16 protein-coding genes, 1 tRNA gene and 1 pseudogene are annotated in these 20,784 nt (G+C 68.0%); 9 read left to right on the top strand and 9 right to left on the bottom strand.

Annotation, left to right across the window (positions count from 1 at the left end; genetic code table 11):
- Window positions 1-203 precede the first annotated feature (203 nt).
- A complete protein-coding gene (locus tag AB0C84_RS07620; RefSeq protein ID WP_361062347.1) occupies window positions 204-770 on the bottom strand; it encodes a hypothetical protein in 567 nt (188 codons plus the stop codon).
- An 811-nt stretch (window positions 771-1,581) separates the two neighbouring features.
- On the opposite strand from AB0C84_RS07620, the gene AB0C84_RS07615 reads away from it, so the two are divergent.
- The 3 genes from AB0C84_RS07615 (at window position 1,582) to AB0C84_RS07605 (ending at window position 4,418) form a co-directional block, all read left to right on the top strand.
- Window positions 1,582-2,412, top strand: a complete 831-nt coding sequence (locus tag AB0C84_RS07615) for a GntR family transcriptional regulator (RefSeq protein ID WP_361062344.1) — start codon at window positions 1,582-1,584, stop codon at window positions 2,410-2,412.
- A 6-nt stretch (window positions 2,413-2,418) separates the two neighbouring features.
- Window positions 2,419-3,147 (top strand): protein phosphatase 2C domain-containing protein, encoded by a 729-nt coding sequence (locus AB0C84_RS07610; RefSeq protein WP_361062341.1) that lies wholly within the window; start codon window positions 2,419-2,421, stop codon window positions 3,145-3,147.
- Window positions 3,148-3,434: 287 nt separating this feature from the next.
- Entirely contained in the window at window positions 3,435-4,418 is a 984-nt protein-coding gene (locus AB0C84_RS07605; protein ID WP_361062338.1) for a hypothetical protein, read from the top strand.
- A gap of 40 nt (window positions 4,419-4,458) precedes the next feature.
- Here the strand turns inward: AB0C84_RS07605 and AB0C84_RS07600 are convergent, their stop codons facing one another.
- From AB0C84_RS07600 to AB0C84_RS07590, 3 genes and pseudogenes are all read right to left on the bottom strand, one after another.
- Complete coding sequence (locus tag AB0C84_RS07600) at window positions 4,459-5,448, bottom strand: queuosine salvage family protein (protein WP_361062335.1); 990 nt, start codon at window positions 5,446-5,448, stop codon at window positions 4,459-4,461.
- A 391-nt stretch (window positions 5,449-5,839) separates the two neighbouring features.
- Window positions 5,840-5,983, bottom strand: a pseudogene (locus tag AB0C84_RS07595) (integrase); the annotation flags it as partial.
- Between the two features lie 361 nt (window positions 5,984-6,344).
- The gene (locus tag AB0C84_RS07590) at window positions 6,345-7,295 is read right to left on the bottom strand and encodes an aminotransferase class V-fold PLP-dependent enzyme (protein WP_361062332.1); all 951 of its coding nucleotides are present in this window, start codon (window positions 7,293-7,295) and stop codon (window positions 6,345-6,347) included.
- A gap of 281 nt (window positions 7,296-7,576) precedes the next feature.
- On the opposite strand from AB0C84_RS07590, the gene AB0C84_RS07585 reads away from it, so the two are divergent.
- Window positions 7,577-8,146 carry a response regulator transcription factor gene (locus tag AB0C84_RS07585; protein WP_179846720.1) on the top strand — a complete coding sequence of 190 codons (570 nt, stop codon included), beginning with the start codon at window positions 7,577-7,579 and terminating at the stop codon, window positions 8,144-8,146.
- 84 nt (window positions 8,147-8,230) lie between these two features.
- Window positions 8,231-8,303: transfer RNA gene (locus tag AB0C84_RS07580), tRNA-Lys, on the top strand.
- A gap of 167 nt (window positions 8,304-8,470) precedes the next feature.
- Here AB0C84_RS07580 and AB0C84_RS07575 read toward each other — a convergent pair.
- The 3 genes from AB0C84_RS07575 to AB0C84_RS07565 form a co-directional block, all read right to left on the bottom strand.
- Window positions 8,471-9,052 (bottom strand): hypothetical protein, encoded by a 582-nt coding sequence (locus AB0C84_RS07575; RefSeq protein ID WP_361062329.1) that lies wholly within the window; start codon window positions 9,050-9,052, stop codon window positions 8,471-8,473.
- Between the two features lie 168 nt (window positions 9,053-9,220).
- Window positions 9,221-10,798, bottom strand: coding sequence for a substrate-binding and VWA domain-containing protein (locus AB0C84_RS07570; protein ID WP_361062679.1), 1,578 nt, complete (start codon window positions 10,796-10,798; stop codon window positions 9,221-9,223).
- On the bottom strand, window positions 10,795-12,003 hold the full coding sequence (locus AB0C84_RS07565) for a hypothetical protein (protein WP_361062326.1): 1,209 nt from the start codon (window positions 12,001-12,003) through the stop codon (window positions 10,795-10,797). Before AB0C84_RS07565 ends, AB0C84_RS07570 begins: the two co-directional genes overlap by 4 nt.
- A 420-nt stretch (window positions 12,004-12,423) precedes the next feature.
- Between AB0C84_RS07565 and AB0C84_RS07560 the strand changes: the two genes are divergently transcribed.
- The 3 genes from AB0C84_RS07560 to AB0C84_RS07550 all read left to right on the top strand — a co-directional run bounded on the left by AB0C84_RS07560 (window position 12,424) and on the right by AB0C84_RS07550 (window position 16,969).
- Complete coding sequence (locus AB0C84_RS07560; protein ID WP_361062323.1) at window positions 12,424-14,448, top strand: serine/threonine-protein kinase; 2,025 nt, start codon at window positions 12,424-12,426, stop codon at window positions 14,446-14,448.
- 22 nt (window positions 14,449-14,470) lie between these two features.
- Complete coding sequence (locus AB0C84_RS07555) at window positions 14,471-16,459, top strand: serine/threonine-protein kinase (RefSeq protein WP_361062676.1); 1,989 nt, start codon at window positions 14,471-14,473, stop codon at window positions 16,457-16,459.
- A gap of 162 nt (window positions 16,460-16,621) precedes the next feature.
- Window positions 16,622-16,969 carry a hypothetical protein gene (locus AB0C84_RS07550; protein ID WP_361062320.1) on the top strand — a complete coding sequence of 116 codons (348 nt, stop codon included), beginning with the start codon at window positions 16,622-16,624 and terminating at the stop codon, window positions 16,967-16,969.
- Between the two features lie 192 nt (window positions 16,970-17,161).
- On the opposite strand, the gene AB0C84_RS07545 is transcribed toward AB0C84_RS07550, so the two are convergent.
- Window positions 17,162-18,946, bottom strand: a complete 1,785-nt coding sequence (locus AB0C84_RS07545; RefSeq protein ID WP_361062317.1) for an ATP-dependent DNA helicase RecQ — start codon at window positions 18,944-18,946, stop codon at window positions 17,162-17,164.
- Window positions 18,947-19,200: 254 nt separating this feature from the next.
- On the opposite strand from AB0C84_RS07545, the gene AB0C84_RS07540 reads away from it, so the two are divergent.
- Window positions 19,201-19,815 (top strand): class I SAM-dependent methyltransferase, encoded by a 615-nt coding sequence (locus AB0C84_RS07540; protein ID WP_361062314.1) that lies wholly within the window; start codon window positions 19,201-19,203, stop codon window positions 19,813-19,815.
- Window positions 19,816-19,822: 7 nt separating this feature from the next.
- Here AB0C84_RS07540 and AB0C84_RS07535 read toward each other — a convergent pair whose 3' ends face one another.
- On the bottom strand, window positions 19,823-20,767 hold the full coding sequence (locus AB0C84_RS07535; protein WP_361062311.1) for a TIGR01777 family oxidoreductase: 945 nt from the start codon (window positions 20,765-20,767) through the stop codon (window positions 19,823-19,825).
- Between the last annotated feature and the right edge of the window lie 17 nt (window positions 20,768-20,784).

The following is a 20,784-nucleotide window of genomic DNA, read 5'->3' as shown; positions in this document are numbered from 1 at the left end:
GGGGCCCTAGCCTTCGGCCGGGCCGGTCAACACGACGTCGATGTAGCGGCGCACGCCGCTGTCACGCTGGTTCGGGTAGGGGGCTGAAACCTCACCGACCGCGCAGCGGTCGCCGGGCTAGTCAGTCAGCAGGTCGGCCAGCGCGGTCACGTCGCCGACGTCGCCGGACAGGCGCACCTTGACCAGCCGGGGCCGGTGCCCGCTCACCGGGCGGCCCCGATCGGCGCGGTGTCCAGCGTCCGGATGATCGGCGACAGTCGCGCTTCCAGCGCGGCGGCCAGCCGCTTCACCGCCCGCTTGGCGTCGCGGACATCCAGGTCAGGGGCGTACAGGGGGCGCCACAGGTCAGCGGTCGAGATCGTGAACAGCACCAGGGTGCTGGTCAGCATCGCCGGGCACCGAGCCACCGCGTCGTCGTAGGGCTCGCAGTAGCCGCCGTTCCAGCGGTCCCACTCGGCGAACCCCCGAACGCCGGCCAGCGCGGCGGGGCGGGGAACCGCCAACTGAACGCGGGCGATCAGCGAACCGTCGTGCTCGCTGGCAGTGAAGGCCACCGACTGGACGCGTTCGGCCGTCCAGTCCAGGTAGGGCGGCGACATGACCGGGGACGTGGCGACCTCCCACGCCGCCCGCGAGAACACGGCCGGGTCAGCGGTCACCTGCTCACCCCAGTCGGCGAACCGGCCGATGTTCTGGCGAAGGTAGGCGCCGTACCGGCTCACCCCATCCGACGCCCGCTCACGGTCATCGATGTCATGGAATCGGAACATCACCTGTCGATCACTTCCGTTTGGTCGTATCGGACAAAGCAGAAGCGCCCCGGCCTGACGCAGGCCGGGGCGCAACGAGTCGAGAGAGAGTCAGCTGGCAGCGACCTGGACCAAAGCCCGCGGGACGGGCGGCTTAGGCCGGGGGATCACTCGCGTGGAGCGGCGACGGTCAGCCTCCCGGCTCCCGTCGGCGAGCCGTCCCCGCCACTCATCGACAGAGAGGTCGACACGCACCCGCTGCCCGCTTCCAGGACACCGCGGGGGTGATGGGCGGAACTCCGCCGGCCAGGCGTCCGCGCCTGGCACATGCGGGCCACGATGCGCGGTGACCATGCCCCGCTTGATCGACTTCCACTTACCGCACCCGGGACACACCACCAGCGCGCAACTGCGCTCGGAAAGACTGATCAGGTTCGGAGGCAACTTGCTGACGAGAATGACCGGCTGTCCGTTATGCCTCATAGGGCAGGGCCCTCCAGATGTTGGCGCTTGCCTTCCCCACCCCGTACGGGGACCGACGTGTCCAGATCGGACCGCCGTTCCGCACAGGACAGGCAGCGCAAGCGCTGCAAGCATTGGGTGGCATCACCTGATCAGTGCCGGTCCAGGGACCTCGTGATTCGTCAACCCGGACACTCCAGGGCTCCGACCACCGATGCCATGTGCAGTTGTGGCAGGGCGTTCGGACGACGCTTCGGCGTCCGTCCTCGCCCTGCGACGTCCCGAGGGATAGTCTTGGGACAATAGTTGGTGCCAGGGCAGGGCTTGTCAAGGATTATCCCAAGACAATTGCGAGAGGAGGGGATGCTCGGTGGCCGTGCACTCGCGCTACTTGGACATCGCCGCCCAGATCAGGGCACGGATCGAGGCTGGCGAGTGGGAGCCGGGGGCCAAGCTCCCACGGCTGGACGACTTCGCTGCCGAGTACGGCGCGAACCGAGACACGATCGCGCGGGCGATCGGAGCTCTGGAAACGGAAGGCTACGTCTGGGCCGTCCAGGGCCGAGGGAGCATCGTCCGCCACGGCATGATGCGGCTACGCAGGCCACGAGGGAACCTGGTGAAGCGGAACGTCGCCACAGACAACCCCGGCTACTCCTTCCCATCGGCGTCTGGCCAGGAGGTGTGGAAGCATCACGTCCCACCGACCTCCTCACATGAACCGCTGAACGACCCGCGGATCGCGGGTCTGCTGGGGGTCCCAGTAGGCAGCTCGGTAATGCGTCGCTTCCGGGTAACCGGCCCGGCCTCCGAACCTCCGTTTCAGATCAACATCTCGTGGATCCACCCTCGCGGCGTCGAAGCCGCCCCGGAGGTTGCATCCCAAGCACCTGGCCCCGGGGACTGGCTGTATCGCCTGGAGAAGGCCGGCCACTGGCCGATCACCTGGATGGAACTCCACCGCGCCCGCATGCCCACCAAAGACGAAGCACGGCTACTGGAGATCCCGCTCAGCTTGCCGGTGCTGGAGATCGTGCGGGTGGGCACGTCGGGAGGAGACGACAAGCCCATAGAGGTGACGGAGTACATCGTGGCCAGCGATCGTGTCGAGACCGTCCATGTTCTGCATCGCGATGAGTCAGCACAGGAGCCGTGGCCGGAGGAATCCACAGGTGCCGACGACACGCAGACGGACAGGTGAGCGGGCATGAGCCTCACGGTCGAAGCGGCTGCGCGCACGCATGTCGGGCTCGTACGCCGTCGCAATGAAGACTCGGTCTATGCAGGCAAATCACTGTTCGCGGTCGCCGACGGCCTCGGCGGCCACGTGGCCGGCGATACAGCCAGCGCCACTGCGATCGAGGCTCTGCGACGCTATGACCGCCATGTCGCCGAGGCGGACCTTGCACGTGTTGCCGGGCAGGCAGTCAGTGCAGCCAATACAGCTCTGCGCAACAAGATCGAAGCTGAGCCAGAGCTGGCGGGAATGGGCACCACCCTGGTAGCGATGCTGTGGTCCGGATCGAAGTTCGTGCTGGCAAACGTGGGCGACTCTCGCGGCTACCTGTTGCGCCCCAGCAGCGCCCCACAGATGATCCCGATCACCGAGGACCACATCTACGGCAACCTGGTGTCCGACGCTTCCAGCGTGCCGCACTTGCCCGAGCGGCTAGCCCGCTTCCTCGACGGACGCCCTGACGGCCGATCACCCGATCTGACCACAAGAACCCTTTATGTTGGTGACCGGTTCCTGCTGTGCTCAGACGGGCTAAGCCCAGTCGTGTCCAACGATCTCATACAGGCCCATCTGGCCTCGCCTACCAACCCAGGCGACACAGCCGACCGCCTCATCAAACTCGCCATCGACTACGGCGGCCCGGACAACGTCACCGTAATCGTGATCGATGTTCGAAACTCAAACGACTGTGCGCCCTGATTGTTCAGGCGGAACTCCAGTTCGGTAGGCCAGATCAGGCCTTCAGTGCTCCTTCTGTCAGTAAGGAAACTAGGGTAGTCATCCATGGAGATGCGGGAGATGTTGGCTGGCGCATGGACAAACGGCTACACATATGCGGATGGCCGTGACCAGCCAGCTCAGAAGCACCTGAGTGAAGTTCGTCAGCAGCTGGGGCAGTTGGTGTTGTTCCGACCTTTGCAGTAGTGCGACACGCTCGACGTCCGCGCGATTTCACGGAAACACAACTGTCCTGGTACCGTGAATCTATGGGAATCCTACTCGCAGTAGTTCTATCTCTGGTCATCGGATGGTTCTTGGGCTATGCAACAAGAGCATGGCTTAAGAAGTCATCGGCCCCCGAGCCCGAAACTCCTGAACTCCCGGAGTGGTTCAACTGGCTTGCCGACGCACCCATGTTTATCGACGATCGCCTTGTTTCCTTCTTCTACGATGCTGTGCTGCGACCTAAGTACCGGGAGATTCAGGTAGCCCTTTCGAAGGAGCAAACCGTAACGTCGGGAGCTAAGACCTCCCTTGAACTGAGCGCTGCAGATCTCTTTCCAGGTCTCAAGGCCGCCGTGCGCAGTGAAGCCTCTTTCTCGGAGTCAACAAAGCATGGTCGTGCAACCACGCTGGAGCCGATCGAGAATGCTCCGCGTAAGCTCATCGAACTTGCATTGCATTACTTGGAAAACAGCAATTATCAAGACAGAATCTGGAAGGAGTTGCGCGCCGCTAAAGAGAAGCCCTGGCAAGCGCCAGACCGAGCCGTGATCGAAACCCGACCTCGAATGCTTGCGTTCCTCGATTTCCCTAAGGGGACAAAGTTTATACCGATGGCAGTTGAGACTGATGAGGGTGTGCATGCAGTATACGAGAATCTGGTCAGGGATCTAGAAATCCAAGGCGGCGATCCTTGTCCGAGCTATCCAATGGACCCGGACGATTCAGATTTCGACGAGAATAGTAATAAGTACTGGCGCTGGTTCGATGAGCACTGGAATGCAATGAAGGTTCTCGCCGCCCTAGAAAAGGCAACTAGCAAGACAGGGCGCCCCCGCTGGGTCAACTATCGAGTTCCAGTGCAAGACGGACTGACACTTCACCTCAACGTAGTGGGATACGGCAATTATGACACAGGCATCTTCGCGTACAGTCTAATAAGACGCGGCTACAGACATGGTGTCCGCATAGTCGGGACTGTTCGATCAGAACCTGGCCTGAATGTCATGGCGATTTACGACAAGTGAGAACTGCGTTAACCCGGCCCACAGATTAACCGTGAAATGATCAATAGTAGCGCGTTTCCTCAATAGGAGAGCCTAGGTCAGTACGTTGCAAGCATACTTGCTCAAACGGACACTGAGGGCCACCGATCGCTTGACATGCCGGCAGGCGGTCGTCGCATACCCGACCGTTAAGCCAATAAGCGTTGTCGATTATGTCAGTTGAGATTCCAGCTTCTCTCGAAAGCTGCAGTAGCGCTTCCAGAGTTGCCTGCCGCAATACCACCGATTCCGAGGCAGTGAGGAACTGTCTTGCCTTGAGTTTGTCGATCAAAACACCAGATGGCACGACCAAGCCTTGCCGCACCGCCTGCTTAACTAGATGGTAGTCAATACCTGGTAGTGGATTCTCATCAAACTGCGCCAACCCACTACCCGTCAACATTATGGCGTTCACCATAGTCAACTTCCGTACCGGATCATCGAATGCGCGAAACGCAGCAGATAGTTCCGCGAAGCTCTTCAATGATCCGTCAGCCGCTCTCACTACGTTATCGAACCGCCCTTGCCATGAGGAAAGCAGTCCTGCTCCGAGATCCCGCAAATTCTTCGCCCGGTCAGCAATACCTGGAACCAGAGGACAATTGCCATCATCGTCCTTAAACGCTCGCTCTAGTCCATCTTCTGTGAGCGCGCTCAGCCACTCAGCATTCAAACTGAATTCGTTCCGCGCAACCCCAACCCTAAGCCGACGCCAAAGATACATCGACCCGCGATAAGACTCCCCCTCAATCGATCCCACTGCTGGGACCATCTCACCGTTTTTGAGAGTCCAGAATCGGAAGTTCATAGCGTTGCCAATTGCAATAAACTGACAACGCTCAGCCTTTGAGGCATCCACGTTCCAAAACAGCGGATTGTCCCATTTCATGGCCTGAGGAGTTGAACTGCCGTATCGTCGGATGAGGAACTCAGCAACGGCTGAGACCTGCTCGTGGCTGATTGTCGCCGCCGTTGGTGCCCCAGCCACTGCACTCAACTCGCCTTCGATCATATGCTCACCGTACACGGAGCCTCCGTCATCCCTGTTCCAGAGGCGCGCTGACCGGCTCACCGGCCGTCCTGCAGTCCCGTGGCTCGCTCCGAAGGACGGTTAGCACATCGACCTTGCTGCCGCCCAGCGTCATAGAGATGGATGCGACCTGCCTGAACGCCGCGAGGAGGAAGCAGGCAGGCACGACAGGTGGTTGGTGGAGGCTCGTTCAAGCTGTCGTGAGCCCTTGCGGAGTTGGGCCTTTTTGAAGGCTTCTCCTGACCAGTGGCCCGTCGCTCAGGAGAAGCCTTGAGCCATGTGACTCCTCGGAGCACAGCACCCTCTGCTTGCGCGTAGCGGGCTTGCTCATCCTCCCTCGCTCGGGCAATCCGGCACCCGGCCGTCTCGCCCGCCCCTCAATGCACTTGGCGTAGACCCGTGGACTGCCAACGCTGTGGCCGGACCACTCGGCGACTTGCGGTGCGGGAACACCGGCGTTGAGCCAGGTGGACACACAGGCATGACGCAGGTCGTAGGGGCGTGCAGCCTGGGGCGAGGGGGCTTCGCTGCCGCGCCCCAGTATCGAGCATCCTCGCCTCGCGGGCGCTACACCAGAGGCGCGCGCCAGCGACCACGCGAATTGCCGATCGCCAGCTGGGCCGACCGAGCCCCCGACATGGGAGCGAGAGTGGGAGCGGACGGCTCCCGCAGGATGCGCCCAGGCACGGCGAGGTACGGCAACGAACACTGCTGATATTGACTCTGACCTGCTCGTACAGGTCTGAACGGCGCTGCACGATATATGTGATCCCCTGTTGTGGTCCAAGATGTCGGGGGTTCAAGTCCCCTCACTCACCCCAGCGAAAAGCCCTGGTCACCGCAACGATGACCAGGGCTTCTCTGCGTCTCGCATCCGTTCAGACCAGCGCCGCGACGGCGGTGTCCACGTCGGCCTCGGTCGTGTAGAGGTGGAACGCCAGGCGTGCCGCGCCCTTGCGGACGGACGCCCGGACACCCGCCGCCGCGAGCCGCTCGGCCGCGTCCGGACGCGCGACGGTGACGATCGCGCTGTCACCCGGCGGCAGGTCGAGGCCGGCCCGGAACCGGTTCGCCATCCGCAGGTCGTGGTCGTGGATCTGGCCGATGCCGATCTCCAGCAGCAGCTCCAGCGTCGGGGCGGCCGCGACATAGGAGAACCAGGGGGCGGCGATGTCGAATCGGCGGGCGTCCTTGGCCAGCCGCAGGGGCGGCCCGTAGGAGGCGTCGCCGTCACCGGCGTACCAGTTGGCGGCGAGCGGACGGATACGGTCGCGCACGGCTGGGCTCACATAGCAGAAGGCGGTGCCGCGCGGGCACATCAGCCACTTGTAGGCCGAGACGGCGAGAACGTCGAAGGCCGTCGCGTCGACCGGAAGCCAGCCGACCGCCTGGGTGGCGTCGGCCACGACGAGCGCGCCGTGCGCCCGCGCCGCCGCGACGACCTCCTCAGAGGCGGCGACCTCGCCCGTCGCGGACTGGACCAGGCTGAAAGCGACCGCGTCCGTGCGCTCGTCGATCGCCTTGGACAGCTCAGCGGGCGGCACCGTGCGCACGTCGAGATCGTGCACGAGCCAGGGGAACAGGTTCGAGGTCTGCTCGATGTCGGGGACGACGACGCGCGAGCCGGGCGGCAGCGAAGCCGCGACCGGGGCCAGCACCTGCGAGGCGGAGGCCCCCACGGCCACGTCGTCGGCCGCGACGCCGACCAGGCGCGCGAACGCACTGCGCGCCCGACCGGTGGACCGGTCCCACTTGTCCCAGCCGTTGGCCCCCCGGCGCCACTCGCCCAACGCCCCCTGCAGCGCCTCGAACGCCGGCTCAGGCGGCACACCGTAACTAGCGGTATTCAGCCATCCCGGCTCCAGCTCCCACATACGCACAGCTTCACCCAAATCCACGCTGGCGAGCCTAAACGGCAGAAAGAGCCGACCACACACCGCCCCGCGTTGCCGGTCGCGCCACTCCGCGGGGCCTGGCAGCCCAAGACGATCAGTCCCTGACGTCGTTCCGGTCTCGATAAGGCGTCCGTCGGCGCCGGTTCATCGACCTTCGAAGATCATGCGGTTATGCTCCGACCCTAGAAATGTCAACGAGACGCCAAGGGCGACGGATGAGTGTCGACGAGACGGCTCCGCTGCGCGTACTCGTGGTGGACGGCGACCCCCGGGGCAGGGCGGACGTGATCTCCGTACTGGAGGCCAGCGACGAGTTCCAGGTCGTCGCCGACACCTCCGATCCCGCCGCGGCGGCTCCGCTGGCCGAACGACTGCGCCCCGACATCGTCCTGCTGGACGCGGCGGCCGCCGATCACGCGCTGCCGCTCAGCACGTCCTCCCGCGTCTTCGTCCTCGCCCCGGACGACCAGCCCGCCGTCGAGGCCGCCCTCCGCGCCGGCGCCTGCGGCCACCTCGTCCCCGGCGCCTTCACCGCCCACGACCTCGTCCGCGGCGTCCGGCACGCGTCCCGCACCACACTCGGCCTGTCCGCCCGCGAGGCCGAGGTCATGGACCTCATCGCCACCGGCCGCTCCAACGGCGAGATCGCCCGCCAGCTCTTCCTCAGCGAGAAGACGGTCAAGAACCACGTCAACCGCATCTACGCCAAGCTCGGCGTCGGCTCCCGGGCCACCGCCATCGCCCTCTGGCGGGGCATGATGAGCGTCCTCCCGGGCCGCGAGTAAACCGATTCGCACTGGTCCACGGGGCCTGATACTGTTCTTCCTGTCGCGAGGGACCCCGGCCCACCGCCGAGGCCCGTACGACAGGCGCCGTTAGCTCAATTGGCAGAGCAGCGGACTCTTAATCCGCGGGTTCGGGGTTCAAGTCCCTGACGGCGCACCCCGCTATGTCTTGGGCATTCGTGAGTACATCACGGATGCCCATCAATGGTTATGGGGCCCGTTCGCCCGGCCACGCTGCTCCAGGTCGGGGCCTCCCGGCACTCGTCCCCGCGGAACCACAGACCTGGAGCGTCAGGAAATCCTCCCTCCGGGTGACGTCGTAGGTCACTGGAAGATGGCCAGCACGGGCGAGATCTTCACGTCACCGGTTCCGGGATCCCAGCTGATCTTGCCGAGGCAGCGTGCCCGGAACGCGCCGTCCGGGACCTTGCCGTCGCGCAGCTGATCGGTGACGCAGGTCACGCTGACGACATGGTCGCCGGAGTCTCCGTACGGGGCCGAGAACGTGGTCATTTCCCCGGACTCGTCCCTGACCGCGAACCGTCCCTCGACCGAGACGAAGGCGGCGGGTTCCAGGTCCCGCAGCCGGGCCATGTCCACCCGTTTCGATCGCCCCCCGGGCAGCGGCTTCAGCGCTCGGTCAAGGCCGGCGTTCGGCGCGATCGTGCGCGTGAGGAGGTTGACGTACACGATGTCGTTCTCCTTGTCGAGCGCACGGACGATGCGCCCGATGACCGTGATCGATCTCGTCTCCTCGAAGTACTTGGTGACCTGCTCTTCCCCGGCCACACGCCGTACGCCCCCGCGCAGGGGCCGGAACAGCAACTCCAACACGAGGTTGCGGCGGGTCGTCCTCTCCACCGAGCGCTGCAGGTAGGGGTAGTCCCCCTGGAGATAGAGGTCCATGGCGTTTCGCTCGTCGAGATAAAAGCAGAACCCCGGTTTCTGTTTCATCACCCAAGCCGACAGGTGGCGACTCACCCTGACCCTGTGCGCGCAGTAGAGCGCCACTGCGGAGCATGCGGCAATGGCTGAGATCGCTAGCAGCAACGGCATCATCGGTGCCTCCCGGTGTCAGAAGCAGCCGCGGGTCTGCTTGAAGGCCAGGTTCAGGGAGGACGCGTTGGCGTCCACCATGTGTCCGCCGGTCGCCCTGGCCGCGCGGTCCAGTTCGACCGGGTCGGCCTCGCCGAACCGGACGGTGTACGCATGCACAGCCCTGGCCTGCGGTGGCAGGGCCTGGTATCGGCTGAGGAATTCGTTCAGTCCGATGCCGGCGTTGTTCAGACCATCGGTCATCAGCACAATGGTCACCGGCCGCCCCGGAGCGGCGCGCTTCAGCTCGCCGGCGCGCCGGTAAGCGTGGTCGAGCGCCGACCACACGGCGGTGTTCCGCTCGAACTTGTCGATACTGAGGAAGTCGCGGATGGCGCCGGCGTCATGCGGGCCGGCGATGGTGACGTCGCGCTCCGCGTGGACCTTCGCCCCGAAGCGCATCAGAACGAACTTCTCGCCCTGGTAGAACCGTACGAACTTGCCGACGGACGATCCGTCGCCGCCGATGAGGCCCTCGAACGTGGACCGCAACGCTTTGATCCGCGCGCCCCTCATGGAACCGGAGTAGTCGAGCACGAAGATCACTTGACCGGGCGTACGGGCACTCGGGTCGTAGTTGGCCAGCAGCCGGTCGATGACCTCGGGCCGGTCCGGAAAGTACAGCGCGTTGCCGATCTCCGTGCGCAGCCGCGGATCCCGTCTCACGCTGGGATCGAGCGGGCGGCGCAGGGTGCGCTGCATGATCTTCCGTTGCGTGCCGGCGCGGGTCAGCCACGCCACGACCTTGTCATAGGCGGCGCGGCGCGATGGATCGAGCAGCATCAGCGGGTACCTGGACAGCACGATGCCGTCCTCGGGGTAGATGATCTCCAGCGGCTCGCGCAGCCTCCCGCTCGCGTTCAGGGACAGCAGCGTCGACTCGTACCCGATCAGCGCGTCGGCCTTGCCCTGGTCCGCGACGAACGCATCGACGAGCCCGTCCGAGGACGCGGCGGTGATCGTCTGGCCGGAGAACAGCCCGCGCAACCGGTCGCACGTGACATCCTCCGGACGCAACGCGCTGCCGGTGCCGGCGGCCGCGCTGGCCACCCCGACCAGGGCGGCCAGCCCGCTGTTGGCCTGTCGGGGGTCGGCCATGCCGAAGCGCACCAGCCCTTCGGCGGCGCCGTCGGCGATGTCCGCCCAGGACAGTTTCGGGTCGGGGGCGTTGCGGCGGAGCCGCTCGGCCGTCTGCGGCCGCACGCCCAGGACCACCGGGGACGTCATGATCTCGGTCGACAGCGGCCGCGGCCTCGGCCCGCCCGCCGCTCGCAACCTGAGCTGCAGATAGCGGTCGTCAGACAGCCAGGCCAAGTCGTGGTCGTCGTCCCCCTGGGAAAGTGAGGTCGAGACCTCCAGGGTGCCCCGATAGTCGAGCTCGATCGCGATACCGGTGTCACGCCGGAGCTCGTCGAGCAGCGGGCGCATATCGGCGAGTTCGGAGCTCGCCAGCACCCGCAGCCTGGTGTCGGGCTCGTCCGAGGTGCAGCCACTGCTTGCGATCAGCATCGCACAGGCCATCAGTCCGGCTAACGTTCGCGAAGGCCGCCTCATCATCGGCACTCGTCCACCCTGTCGGCCAGCCGCTGCAGAAGATCCAGCCTTGGGAGCTCCGCGCGGGTGTAGTCCGTCCGCTCGTCGGGCACCGGCACGCCGTTGTCTTCGAGCAGCCCGTACAGCGGTTTGGTCCCGGGATCCGAGGGGTGTTCGACAACCCGGAAGCCGAGCTCCAGCATGCGGCGCCTCAGCGCGGGATCTGTGCGCAGCAGTTGGCCGAGCCTGTCACCGTTGCCGCGTCTGAGGGAAATGTATACCGGATCGGTCTGGAACTCCTGCTCCGGATAGAGCAGCACCCGCTCGGTGTCGACACGCCCGGAATTACGCCGTTGTTCCTGCTGGTAGGCGAAGAACTGATGCTCGTAGACCACCACGACGGGTCCTTGGCTCTTGCCTTCGGGCGTGACGTAGACCGAGAAGAGCTCTGACTCCGGCATGCCGGTCCCGGTGATGAGCGGTCCGATCTCCTCGGCGATCTGGTCCGCCTCGCTCTCGGTCTGCACCGGCTTGCTGCCGTTGACCACGTATGCGACCAGGCCGAGGTAGGTGAGGCCGGAGTTGGACCGGCATACCCCCGAGGTCCGGGCGAGGACCCGGTTGCCGTTGGTGATGCCCTTGATCCCGATGTCGTTCCAGGTCTTGCCCCGCCGGCCCAACCCGACGAACCCGGCCGTCCTCAGCGTGTAGTAGAGCGCATCGTCGGGCCCTCCCGAATGCCGTTCCGCGATGCCGCGCCTTACCAGGGTCTCGGCGTACTCGCGATAACTGGCCAGCACGATCGGGCTGGTGAACAAGTAGGTCGTTCGGTTGTACAGGTGCCGCCTGCTGCGCTCCTTCCTGATCAGATCCGCGGCCGGCTGTCCGGACGGGAAGGCGAAGTCGTAGGACTCGGTCTTTTGGCCGAGTACCTCGGCGGCGACCTCTCCCGAGCCGCGCGGAGTCACCTCGACGCGGATGTGGTGCTCCAGTAACAGGTCCTGGACTTTCTCGTCGTTGAAGAAGTCCTGCTTGGAGGCCATGATCCCGCGGATCGTGACGACGGGACCGGGCCGCGCGACCAGCACCACGAGCGACGCCCCCGCACAGACCAGCGCGACAAGGACGGCGACCACCGATCCGCAGCCGAGTGGCGAAGGCCAGAAGCGGGGTGGCCGAGGGATGCTGAACGCCGATTCTTCAACAACATTCGGGGGGTCGGCCGTCACCGCAACTCCTTGCGATCACATTCGCAATACAGCCCAAGCTTACGCACTATCACCGGCAGCCAGGGCGATCCTGCCGGACAGGGCCGATTCGTGTGACCGTCGAACCAGCGCCCTGGATGCGCGCGTGCGTCACCTAAGGTAGACCTATTCGGTCGCCCGCCACATGGTGTTCAGTTGCCCTTTTCCACATCGCAGGACCAGCACCAGAAAGCCGAAAAAGCGTTCTTTTCGTCCGCGTCGTTTCTTGCGGCCGGACCAGCCGCGGCACGAGATCGAACGCGGGCGGCCGCCGCACGCAGAGAGAGCGAACCGTTCTTCTCCGCGCGCGGCGGCGGGGTGGCGGGGTGGTGACGGATGGCTGCGGGCGCCTCCGCGCCGATCAATCAGACGCTATTGTCTGTTTGACAGAGGAGGTGTGCCGTGAGACCCCTGGAGGCGTCCGATCCCCGCCAGATCGGGCATTACCGAATGCTCGCCCAGCTCGGCCGCGGAGGCATGGGACGGGTACTGCTCGGCAGCGGGCCGGACGGCCGGCTGGCCGCGGTCAAGCTCGTCGACGAGCAGTTCGTGCACGACGACGGGTTCCGCGGGCGGTTCCGCCGCGAGGTCCGCGCCTCCCGCAAGGTCGCCGGGGCCTACACCGCGGCGGTGATCGACGCCGATGCCGAGGCCGCCGAGCCCTGGCTGGCCTCGGTGTACGTTCCGGGCCCGTCGCTGCACGAGGTCGTCGCCGCGTCCGGTCCGCTCGCGGCCGGGCCGGCGCTCCGGCTGGCCGCAGGCCTCGCCGCCGCGCTGACCGAGGTGCACCGCGCCGGGCTGGTGCACCGCGACCTGAAGCCGTCCAACGTGCTGCTCACCGAGGACGGCCTCCGCGTGATCGACTTCGGTATCGCGCGGGCCGCCGAGGGCGAGGACGGCACCCAGCTCACCCGGACCGGCGCCCTGGTCGGCACGCCCGGCTTCATGTCGCCGGAGCAGGCCCTGGGGCGGGACCTGACCACCGCCAGCGACGTCTTCTCGCTGGGAGCGACGCTGGTGTACGCCTGCACCGGCAGCGGCCCGTTCCACGCGCGGAGCACCCCGCAGACCCTGCAGAACGTGATCCACGCCCAGCCCGTGCTGGGCGAACTGCCGGAGCCGATCCGCACGATCGTCCCCGCCTGCCTGGCCAAGGATCCGGCCGCACGGCCGTCGCCCGCCGATCTGCTGCGGTGGATCGGCGAGGTCCCTCCGTCCGCCCGGCCCTGGCCCGACCCGGTGCACGACACCATCGCGCGGCAGGGCGCCGAGGTCGCCCGGCTGCTCCAGGCTCCGCAGGCCCCGGCGCCCCACGTCCAGCCCGCGGCGATGCCCACGCCCACGGCCGTCGCGCCGGCCCCGGACAGGAGACGGTTCCTGCTGATGGCGGGCGGCGGCGCCCTCGGCCTCGCCGCGCTCGGCGGCGCCGCCGCCTGGGCACTGCGCGGTGACGACGAACCGGCATCCGGGCAGAAGAACGTGTCCGGCGGGAGCGGCGGTAAGGACGCGAAGCCGGTGGCGGTCCTGGAAGGCCATGCCGGTTCCGTGCACCACGCGGAGTTCACCCGCGCGGGCGATCTCCTGGTCACCGCCGGGGAGGACGGCACCGTACGGCTGTGGGACGCCAGGGCCCGGCGGCCGTCCGGCCAGCCGCTCAAGATCGCCCCCAAGTCGGCCCTCAAGGCGAGGTTCGACAGGACGGGGCTGCTGCTGCTCACCGCCAGCATGGACGGCGGCGTCAAGGTGTGGGACGTGCGGACCCGCCGGCAGGTCGGCGCGACCCTCGGCATCCCCATGTTCGACTTCTCCGACGACCCGGCCCCGGTGAGCGACGTGGCCTTCAGCCCCGCCGGGGACCGGCTGGCGGCCATCGGCTCCCATCTGAAGGTGTGGGACACCGAGTCCCGCAAGGAGGTGAGCGGGCTCACCTTCGACACGGCGAACATCATGTCGTTCATCGCGTTCAGCGGGGACGGGCGACTGCTGGCCTTCACCCAGCGGGATGTGGTGCGGGTGTGGGACGTGAACTCCCGCAAGGACGTCGGACAGCCCCTGCGCGGGCACAGCGTCCAGATCACGAAGGCGGTGATGAGCCCGGACGGCCGGACGCTGGCGACCGGGGGCGCCGACATGACCGTGCGGCTGTGGGACGTCCCGCGTGCGGCCCCGCTCGGTGAGATGGTCCCCGCGAGCGACCACGCCCCGCAGGGCCTCGCGTTCAGCGGGGACGGACGGCTGCTGGCCACCGTCGGCAACGACACCACCGCGCGGCTGTGGGACGTGGCCGGGCGCAAGGAGGTCGGGAAGCCGATCACCCTCCCGGGCAAGGCCGCCGCCGTCGCGTTCAGCCCGGACGGGAAGACCCTCGCCGTCGGCGGCGACGAGAAGGTGTGGCTCTACGACGTCGCCGGCCGCACCCGCGCCTGAACCATCGGTGGGCAACGTGACCATGCGACCGCTCGCCGCGTCCGACCCGCAGCGGGTCGGGCACTACCGGATGCTCGGCGAGCTCGGCCGCGGCGGGATGGGCCGGGTGCTGCTGGGGTCCGCGCCCGACGGGCGGCCGGTCGCGGTGAAGCTCATGCACGCCCGGCTGGCCGGCACCCCCGGCTTCCGGGAGCGGTTCCGCGCCGAGGTGGCGGCCACCCGCAGCGTGTCCGGCGCGTACACGGCCGCCGTCCTCGACGCGGACGCCGACGCGCCGACCCCCTGGCTGGCCTCGGTGTACGTGCCGGGGCCGTCGCTGCGGGACGCGGTCAGGGCGGCCGGGCCGCTGCCGGAGCCGGCGGTGCTGCGGCTGGCGGCCGGGCTCTGCGCCGCGCTCGTGGAGATCCACCGGGCCGGGCTGGTGCACCGCGACCTCAAACCGTCCAACGTGCTGCTGGCCGCCGACGCCCCGAAGGTGATCGACTTCGGGGTCGCGCGGGCGGCCGAGAGCGAGGGCGACGGGCCGACCGGCGTCCTGGCGGGAACGCCCGGATACATGTCGCCGGAACAGGCCGAGGAGGGGTCGGCGACCGCGGCCGGCGACGTCTTCTCCCTGGGGTCGGTGCTGGTGTACGCCTGCACCGGCCGCGGCCCCTTCGACGGGCCCGGCCCGGCGCAGGCGCTCTACAACGTCGTGCACGCCGAACCCGACCTGTCCGGCGTACCGGACCGGCTCCGCCCGGCCGTCGCGGCATGCCTGGCCAAGGACCCGGCCAGGCGGCCGACCCCCACCCGGCTGGCGGCGATGGTCGGCGGGGTCGCCCCGGCCGCGCAGCCGTGGCCGCCCGCGGTGCAGCGGATGATCGACGAGCGGCGCGCCTGGATCGGCTGGGTGCCCGGCCCGGAGCCTGCGGCGACCCTCGTCTACACGCGCCGTCCCCGCCCCGCCCTCGGCTCCCCGCGCGGCGCGCTGGCGGCGGGCGGTGTCCTGGCGGCGTTGGCCACGGCCCTGGTGGTGGCGACCCTCGTCGTGTCGCCATGGTCTGGATCGGCTGCCCGGAGCGACTCCGGGACGCACCAGTCCGCGGCCCCGCTGCCGAGCCGCTCGCTGCGCGGGCACACCGCGTCCGTGCGCGACCTGGCGTTCACCCCGGACGGCCGGACGCTGGCCAGTGCCGGCGACGACTCAACGGCACGGCTCTGGAACGTCGCGGACGGGAAGCAGCGCCGCGCGCCCCTCGACCACCCCGACGGCGTCAACGCGCTGGCGATCAGCCACGGCGGCAGCACCCTGTACACCGCGGGCGACGACGGCAGCCTCCGCCTCTTCCCGGTGTCGGGCAAAGGCGAACCGACCGACCTCGACATCGATCTCGGACCCCTGACGTCCCTGGCCCTGAGCCCGGACGACCGCGTCCTGGCCACCAGCAACACGGACCAGTCCGTGCAGCTGTGGGACCTCGACGACGCGAAGGTGGGCCCGCTCCTGGAAACCGGCGCCGGCAACGTGCAGGCCCTGGCGTTCGCCCCGGACAGCCGGATGCTGGCCATCGGCACGACCGGCACCGAAGAAGATCCCAACACCGGAAACACCCGCGGTGTGACGCAGCTGTGGGAGGTGTACGACCGCAAGAAGCTCAGCGGGAACCTGTCCGGGCACGACTCCTGGATAGAGGACGTGGCGTTCAGCCCCGACGGGCACACACTCGCGACGGCGGGCGGAAAGATCGTTCGCCTGTGGGACGTGGCCCAAAGCCTGCAGAAGGGCACTCCGTTCCAGTGCGACGGCCGCTGCCACACGGCGGTGTTCAGCCCGGACGGCCGCACCCTCGCGACCGGAGACTCGGAGGGGACCACAAGGCTCTGGGACGTAACAAGCCACCGACAGCGCGGCCCGACGCTCACGGGCAAAGACGGCGCCGTCCTCGCCGTACGCTTCAGCCCAGACGGCCACACCCTCGCCACCGGCACCCAAAACGGCACCATCCACCTGTGGAAGGTCCCCGTGTAGGCAAGGAAGTCGACCTTTCCATACCGGCCGTCGCCGATGCGCCACCGTGCCGAAAGCTCGCCGACACGCCCACTTCCCGCCTGCCGGGTCACCGGTAACGCCGTACGTGCCCGACAGCGCCTGTGGCTTGCCGGTCGGGCGGAAGCGCCGACGGTAGACAGCATGATCACAAAAACCAGAGAAATCGACCCGACGGCTCCCGTGGACATCACCCTCACCGCGATCGGTCACTGGGCGCCGAAACACCTGGCCGAGCTGGCCCGCGAGTGCGGCCTGGCGGTGACCGAGGGCGGCTACGAACTGTCGCCTTTGTTCCCCTCTCAGGACGCCAGTGGGTGCGGTGGGCACGCGATGCCGTGCACGCTCATCACCGGTACCGCGGTGGCCTTCGACATCGCGGTCCTCCTGGCCGACAAGTGGCGGGAGGTCGACCGGGGCCTGCAGAGGGGCAGCTCGCTGCTGATCCTGCGGGACGGCCAGCCCCTCTGCCATGTCATCAGCATGATGTAGCCGAGGGGCCACACCACTCGAACGCCCCCGAGCGGGGCACCGACCGATCGGCGGCGCGGGGACCTCCCCGCGCCGCCGACCTTTTTCGCGTCGAAGATGTGCGTGCCCGGCCTACGGCGCTGCCGGACGGTGACAACTCTTCGCCCCCAGCCGTGATCTCGGCTGCTATCAGCACAGCATCTGCGCCTAGGGTCAGGAGACGCCGGTGGTGGATTTCTCGCTGCCTGCGGTGGCCTTGTCTCGGCGTTTTCGGGGTGTCCGGCCGCGGCGGGTTCGTGGGCGGGGGTTGCCGGGGTTGAGGGTTAGGAGGTCGTTGTCTCGTTGGAGCGCCTCTAGGGCCAGCGTGCGGTAGCCGGCGTCCTTGAAGAGGACGGTGATGCGGTCGGGTTCTAGTCGCATGACCGTTCCGGGTCCCCACGTGGCGTGCTGCACCTCGGCGTGGAGGGGGAACGGGGCGTCGTCGGCATCGCTCGGGGATGCGGCCGGTTCGTCGGCGCGGGCCGGTTCGGTGGTTGTTTCGGTTTGGCAGGCGTCGCAGTGGCCGCATGAGCCTGGGTGGGGCTCGCCCAGGTATTCCAGTAGGAAACGGCGGCGGCAGTCCGTTGTCTCCGCGTAGGCGCGCATCATGTCGATGCGGGAGTCGTCGACGCGGCGGCGGTTCTCGTCGAGTTCCACTGCACGCGCCACGGCATCTTCGGGCGGCGGACCCTCCTGGACGTAGCGCAGGTTTCCGCGGCCTGTCGTCTCTACGGCTCCGGTCTGTTCCAGCAGGTTCACCATGCTGGTGAGCTTGGATGCGCCGACGCCCAGGGTGGTACGCATCTCGCTTGCCCGAACGGGGCCACCGTGGGTCTGGAGGAGCGTCGCGGTCTGGAGAAGTTTCTCTTCGTCGGGCTTACCCGCGGCGAAGAATCGGCGCAGGCCCAGGTCCTGCGAGCGGTAGTACAGGACGGCCGTCGCGGGCTCCCCGTCCCGTCCGGCACGGCCGATCTCCTGGTAGTACGACTCCGGGGACTCCGGCGGAGCGGAGTGCAGCACGTAGCGAACGTTGGGCTTGTCGATCCCCATGCCGAACGCCGAGGTGGCCACCACGACATCGAGTTCGTCGCTTTGGAACGCCTCATGCACCCGGTGACGGTCCGCCGCCTTCATCCCGGCGTGGTAGGAAGCGGCGCGCAGGCCCGCCGCGGCCAACTCCTCGCCGTATGACTCGGCGTCACGCCGGGTGGCGACGTAGACGAGGCCCAGCCCCTTCCGTCCGGCGGCGTCCTCGACCAGCGCCCGCCGCTTGTCCGCCTCCTCGTGGAACCGCCGTACCTCCAGGGACAGGTTGGGCCGGTCGAAACCGCGGACGATCTGCTGTGCCTCGCCCAGCCCGAGTGTCGCGAGGATGTCGTCGCGCACCGGCGGCGAGGCGGTCGCGGTCAGCGCGATCACCGGGGGGTGCCCGAGTTGCTCGATCACCCGGCCGAGCCGCTGGTAGTCCGGGCGGAAGTCGTGGCCCCACGACGAGACGCAGTGCGCCTCGTCCACGGCGATCAGGGACGGGCGGACGGCGGCGAGCCGCTCCACGACCGACGGCTTGGCCAGCTGCTCGGGTGAGAGAAAGATGTACTCCGCCCGGCCCGCCCGGATCTGGTCCATGGCGTCCTCGCTCGCCCCGTCGGACTGGGCGGAGTTGACCATCACGGCTCCGCCTGCGTCGCGGCCGGTGAGCGCGACCATCTGATCCCGCTGCAGGGCGATCAGGGGCGAGATCACCACGGTCGGCCCGGGAAGCAGCTGGGCGGGGACCTGGTAGACGGCGGACTTGCCGCCGCCGGTCGGCATGACCAGCAGGACGTCGCGGCCCCGCAGCAGGTGCTCCATCGCCTCGCCCTGGCCCGGGCGCAGGTCCGGCCAGCCGAAGACCTCCCTGGCCACCCGGCGCAACCGGCGGCGCCTGCCCATCCGGCCCCAGACGACCCGCATGCCCATTCAGTCCTCCTCGCGCAGTGTCCCCGCCACCGAGTGCGAGGACCGGCCGTCCTCCCTCGGCGGAGGCGACGAAACACGCAGAGATCTTTCTCAGAAGCGCCCGCGGAAACGTCCAGCGGCATTGCGCTGCGATAACGCCCGCCGGCGGGAGGCCGGCGGCTCGCCGCGGTCGGGATCGGAGGCGTCGAGGTGGATCAGAGCGTCGGATGTGCTCGGCTACCCTGGCGTACCCGGCCACTGCGAAGGAGGTGCCGATGAGCCGCTGGTCCGATCTGACCGGTGGGAGTTCCGGGGCGGACTATGCCGCCCGGTTCGCCGACCTCGCCGCCACCGGGGCGGACGTGCACGGTGAGGCGCGGCTGTGCGCGTCGCTGGTCCCTCCGGGTTCGCGAGTGCTGGACGCCGGCACCGGTACCGGAAGGGTCGCGATCCGGCTCGCCGAACTCGGCTACACCTGCGTCGGAGTGGACCTGGACGCCTCCATGCTGGCCGAGGCCCGCCGGGCGGCCCCCGAGATGACCTGGATCAGGGCCGATCTGGCCGACTTCGAACTGCCGGACGCCGATCCCTTCGATCTCGTCGTGGCCGCGGGCAACGTCATCCCCCTGCTGGCGCAGGGCACCGAGCCCGCGGCGATCCGGGCACTGGCCGAGCTCCTGCGTCCAGGCGGCCTTCTCGTCGCGGGGTTCGGCTTGGACGCCGCTCACCTTCCGGTGCCGCCGAGCGTGGATCTGGCGAGCTACGACGCCTGGTGCGCGGCCGCCGGGCTGAGCCTCCACCGGCGCTTCGCCACCTGGGACGGCGACGACTACCGCGGCGGCGGCTACGCCGTCAGTGTCCACCGCCGGGGCTCCCGCGCGGACGGGTGATCCACCGCTAGCGGGACGTGCGGACGCGGTGGACGAGGTCTTCGGCGGCCACCTGCCAGCCGGGGTGGTGGAAGGTGAAGCCTTCCTCGAGAAGGCGGCCGGGGACTACGCGGCGGCTTTTCAGTAGTAGTTCGGTGTCTGAGCGCAGTGCGAGGGCGCCGAGTTCGGCCATCCATTTCGTCGCGGGCAGGCCTATCGGGACGCCCCACGCGGCGCGCAGTTCCCGCATCAAGGTGCGTTGCGGCACGGGGGCCGGGGCCGCGAGATTCACCGGGCCGACGATGTCGTCCCTGGCTATCAGGAACTCCACCGCGCGGACGAAGTCCTGGTCGTGGATCCAGGACACGTACTGCGCGCCGCCCGCGACCGGGCCTCCGAGGCCGAGGCGGGCCAGCCAGAGCAGGTAGTCGAAGACTCCGCCGCGATCGGGGCTCATCACCATGGCGGAGCGCAGGGCGACCTTGCGGGTGGACGGGGTCTCGGCCCGCTGCTGCGCCCGCTCCCAGTCCTTGGCGATCTTCACGCTGTAGGCCCAGTAGCCGGGAACCCCGGGCTCGTTGCCGCCGATGATGCCGGTCGCCTCGTCGTTGGGGGCGTCGTAGCGGTGGGCGTAGATGGTGGCGGTGCTCATCTGGAGCCAGACGGCGGGAGGCTTCGCGGCGCCGGCGATCGCCGCGCCGACGGCCTCGGTGGAGCGCACCCGCGAATCCATCATGTCCTGCAGATTGGCGGGCGTGTACCGGCAGCTCACGCTGCGTCCGGCGAGGTTGATCACCACGTCGCTGCCGTCGATCGCCTCGGTCCAGGGGCCCGGTGTCTCGCCGTCCCAGCCGATCTCGTGCTCGCTCGCCGGGCGCCTGGTCAGGACGACCACGTCATGGCCGGCGGCGGTCAGCGCGCGGTTCAGGATCGGGCCTATCTGCCCGGTTCCCCCAGGTATCACGATCTTCATTGCGGCTCCCCGTCTCG

Origin of the sequence: Actinomadura sp. NPDC048955, assembly GCF_040649435.1 — a bacterium.
GTDB classification, from domain to species: domain Bacteria; phylum Actinomycetota; class Actinomycetes; order Streptosporangiales; family Streptosporangiaceae; genus Spirillospora; species Spirillospora luteofluorescens.
The sequence above is the reverse complement of the archived record's forward strand: the minus strand, read 5'-3'. Positions and strand labels throughout refer to the sequence as shown.

Bases quoted from the DNA above. Each gene is read 5' to 3' on its own strand.
- AB0C84_RS07540 (WP_361062314.1), top strand. From the start codon at position 19,201: ATGAGCCGCTGGTCCGATCTGACCGGTGGGAGTTCCGGGGCGGACTAT.
- AB0C84_RS07605 (WP_361062338.1), top strand. From the start codon at position 3,435: ATGGGAATCCTACTCGCAGTAGTTCTATCTCTGGTCATCGGATGGTTC.
- AB0C84_RS07555 (WP_361062676.1), top strand. From the start codon at position 14,471: ATGCGACCGCTCGCCGCGTCCGACCCGCAGCGGGTCGGGCACTACCGG.
- AB0C84_RS07610 (WP_361062341.1), top strand. From the start codon at position 2,419: ATGAGCCTCACGGTCGAAGCGGCTGCGCGCACGCATGTCGGGCTCGTA.
- AB0C84_RS07550 (WP_361062320.1), top strand. From the start codon at position 16,622: ATGATCACAAAAACCAGAGAAATCGACCCGACGGCTCCCGTGGACATC.
- AB0C84_RS07535 (WP_361062311.1), bottom strand. From the start codon at position 20,767: ATGAAGATCGTGATACCTGGGGGAACCGGGCAGATAGGCCCGATCCTG.
- AB0C84_RS07600 (WP_361062335.1), bottom strand. From the start codon at position 5,448: ATGATCGAAGGCGAGTTGAGTGCAGTGGCTGGGGCACCAACGGCGGCG.
- AB0C84_RS07545 (WP_361062317.1), bottom strand. From the start codon at position 18,946: ATGGGCATGCGGGTCGTCTGGGGCCGGATGGGCAGGCGCCGCCGGTTG.
- AB0C84_RS07585 (WP_179846720.1), top strand. From the start codon at position 7,577: ATGAGTGTCGACGAGACGGCTCCGCTGCGCGTACTCGTGGTGGACGGC.
- AB0C84_RS07570 (WP_361062679.1), bottom strand. From the start codon at position 10,798: ATGATGAGGCGGCCTTCGCGAACGTTAGCCGGACTGATGGCCTGTGCG.
- AB0C84_RS07620 (WP_361062347.1), bottom strand. From the start codon at position 770: ATGTTCCGATTCCATGACATCGATGACCGTGAGCGGGCGTCGGATGGG.
- AB0C84_RS07575 (WP_361062329.1), bottom strand. From the start codon at position 9,052: ATGGACCTCTATCTCCAGGGGGACTACCCCTACCTGCAGCGCTCGGTG.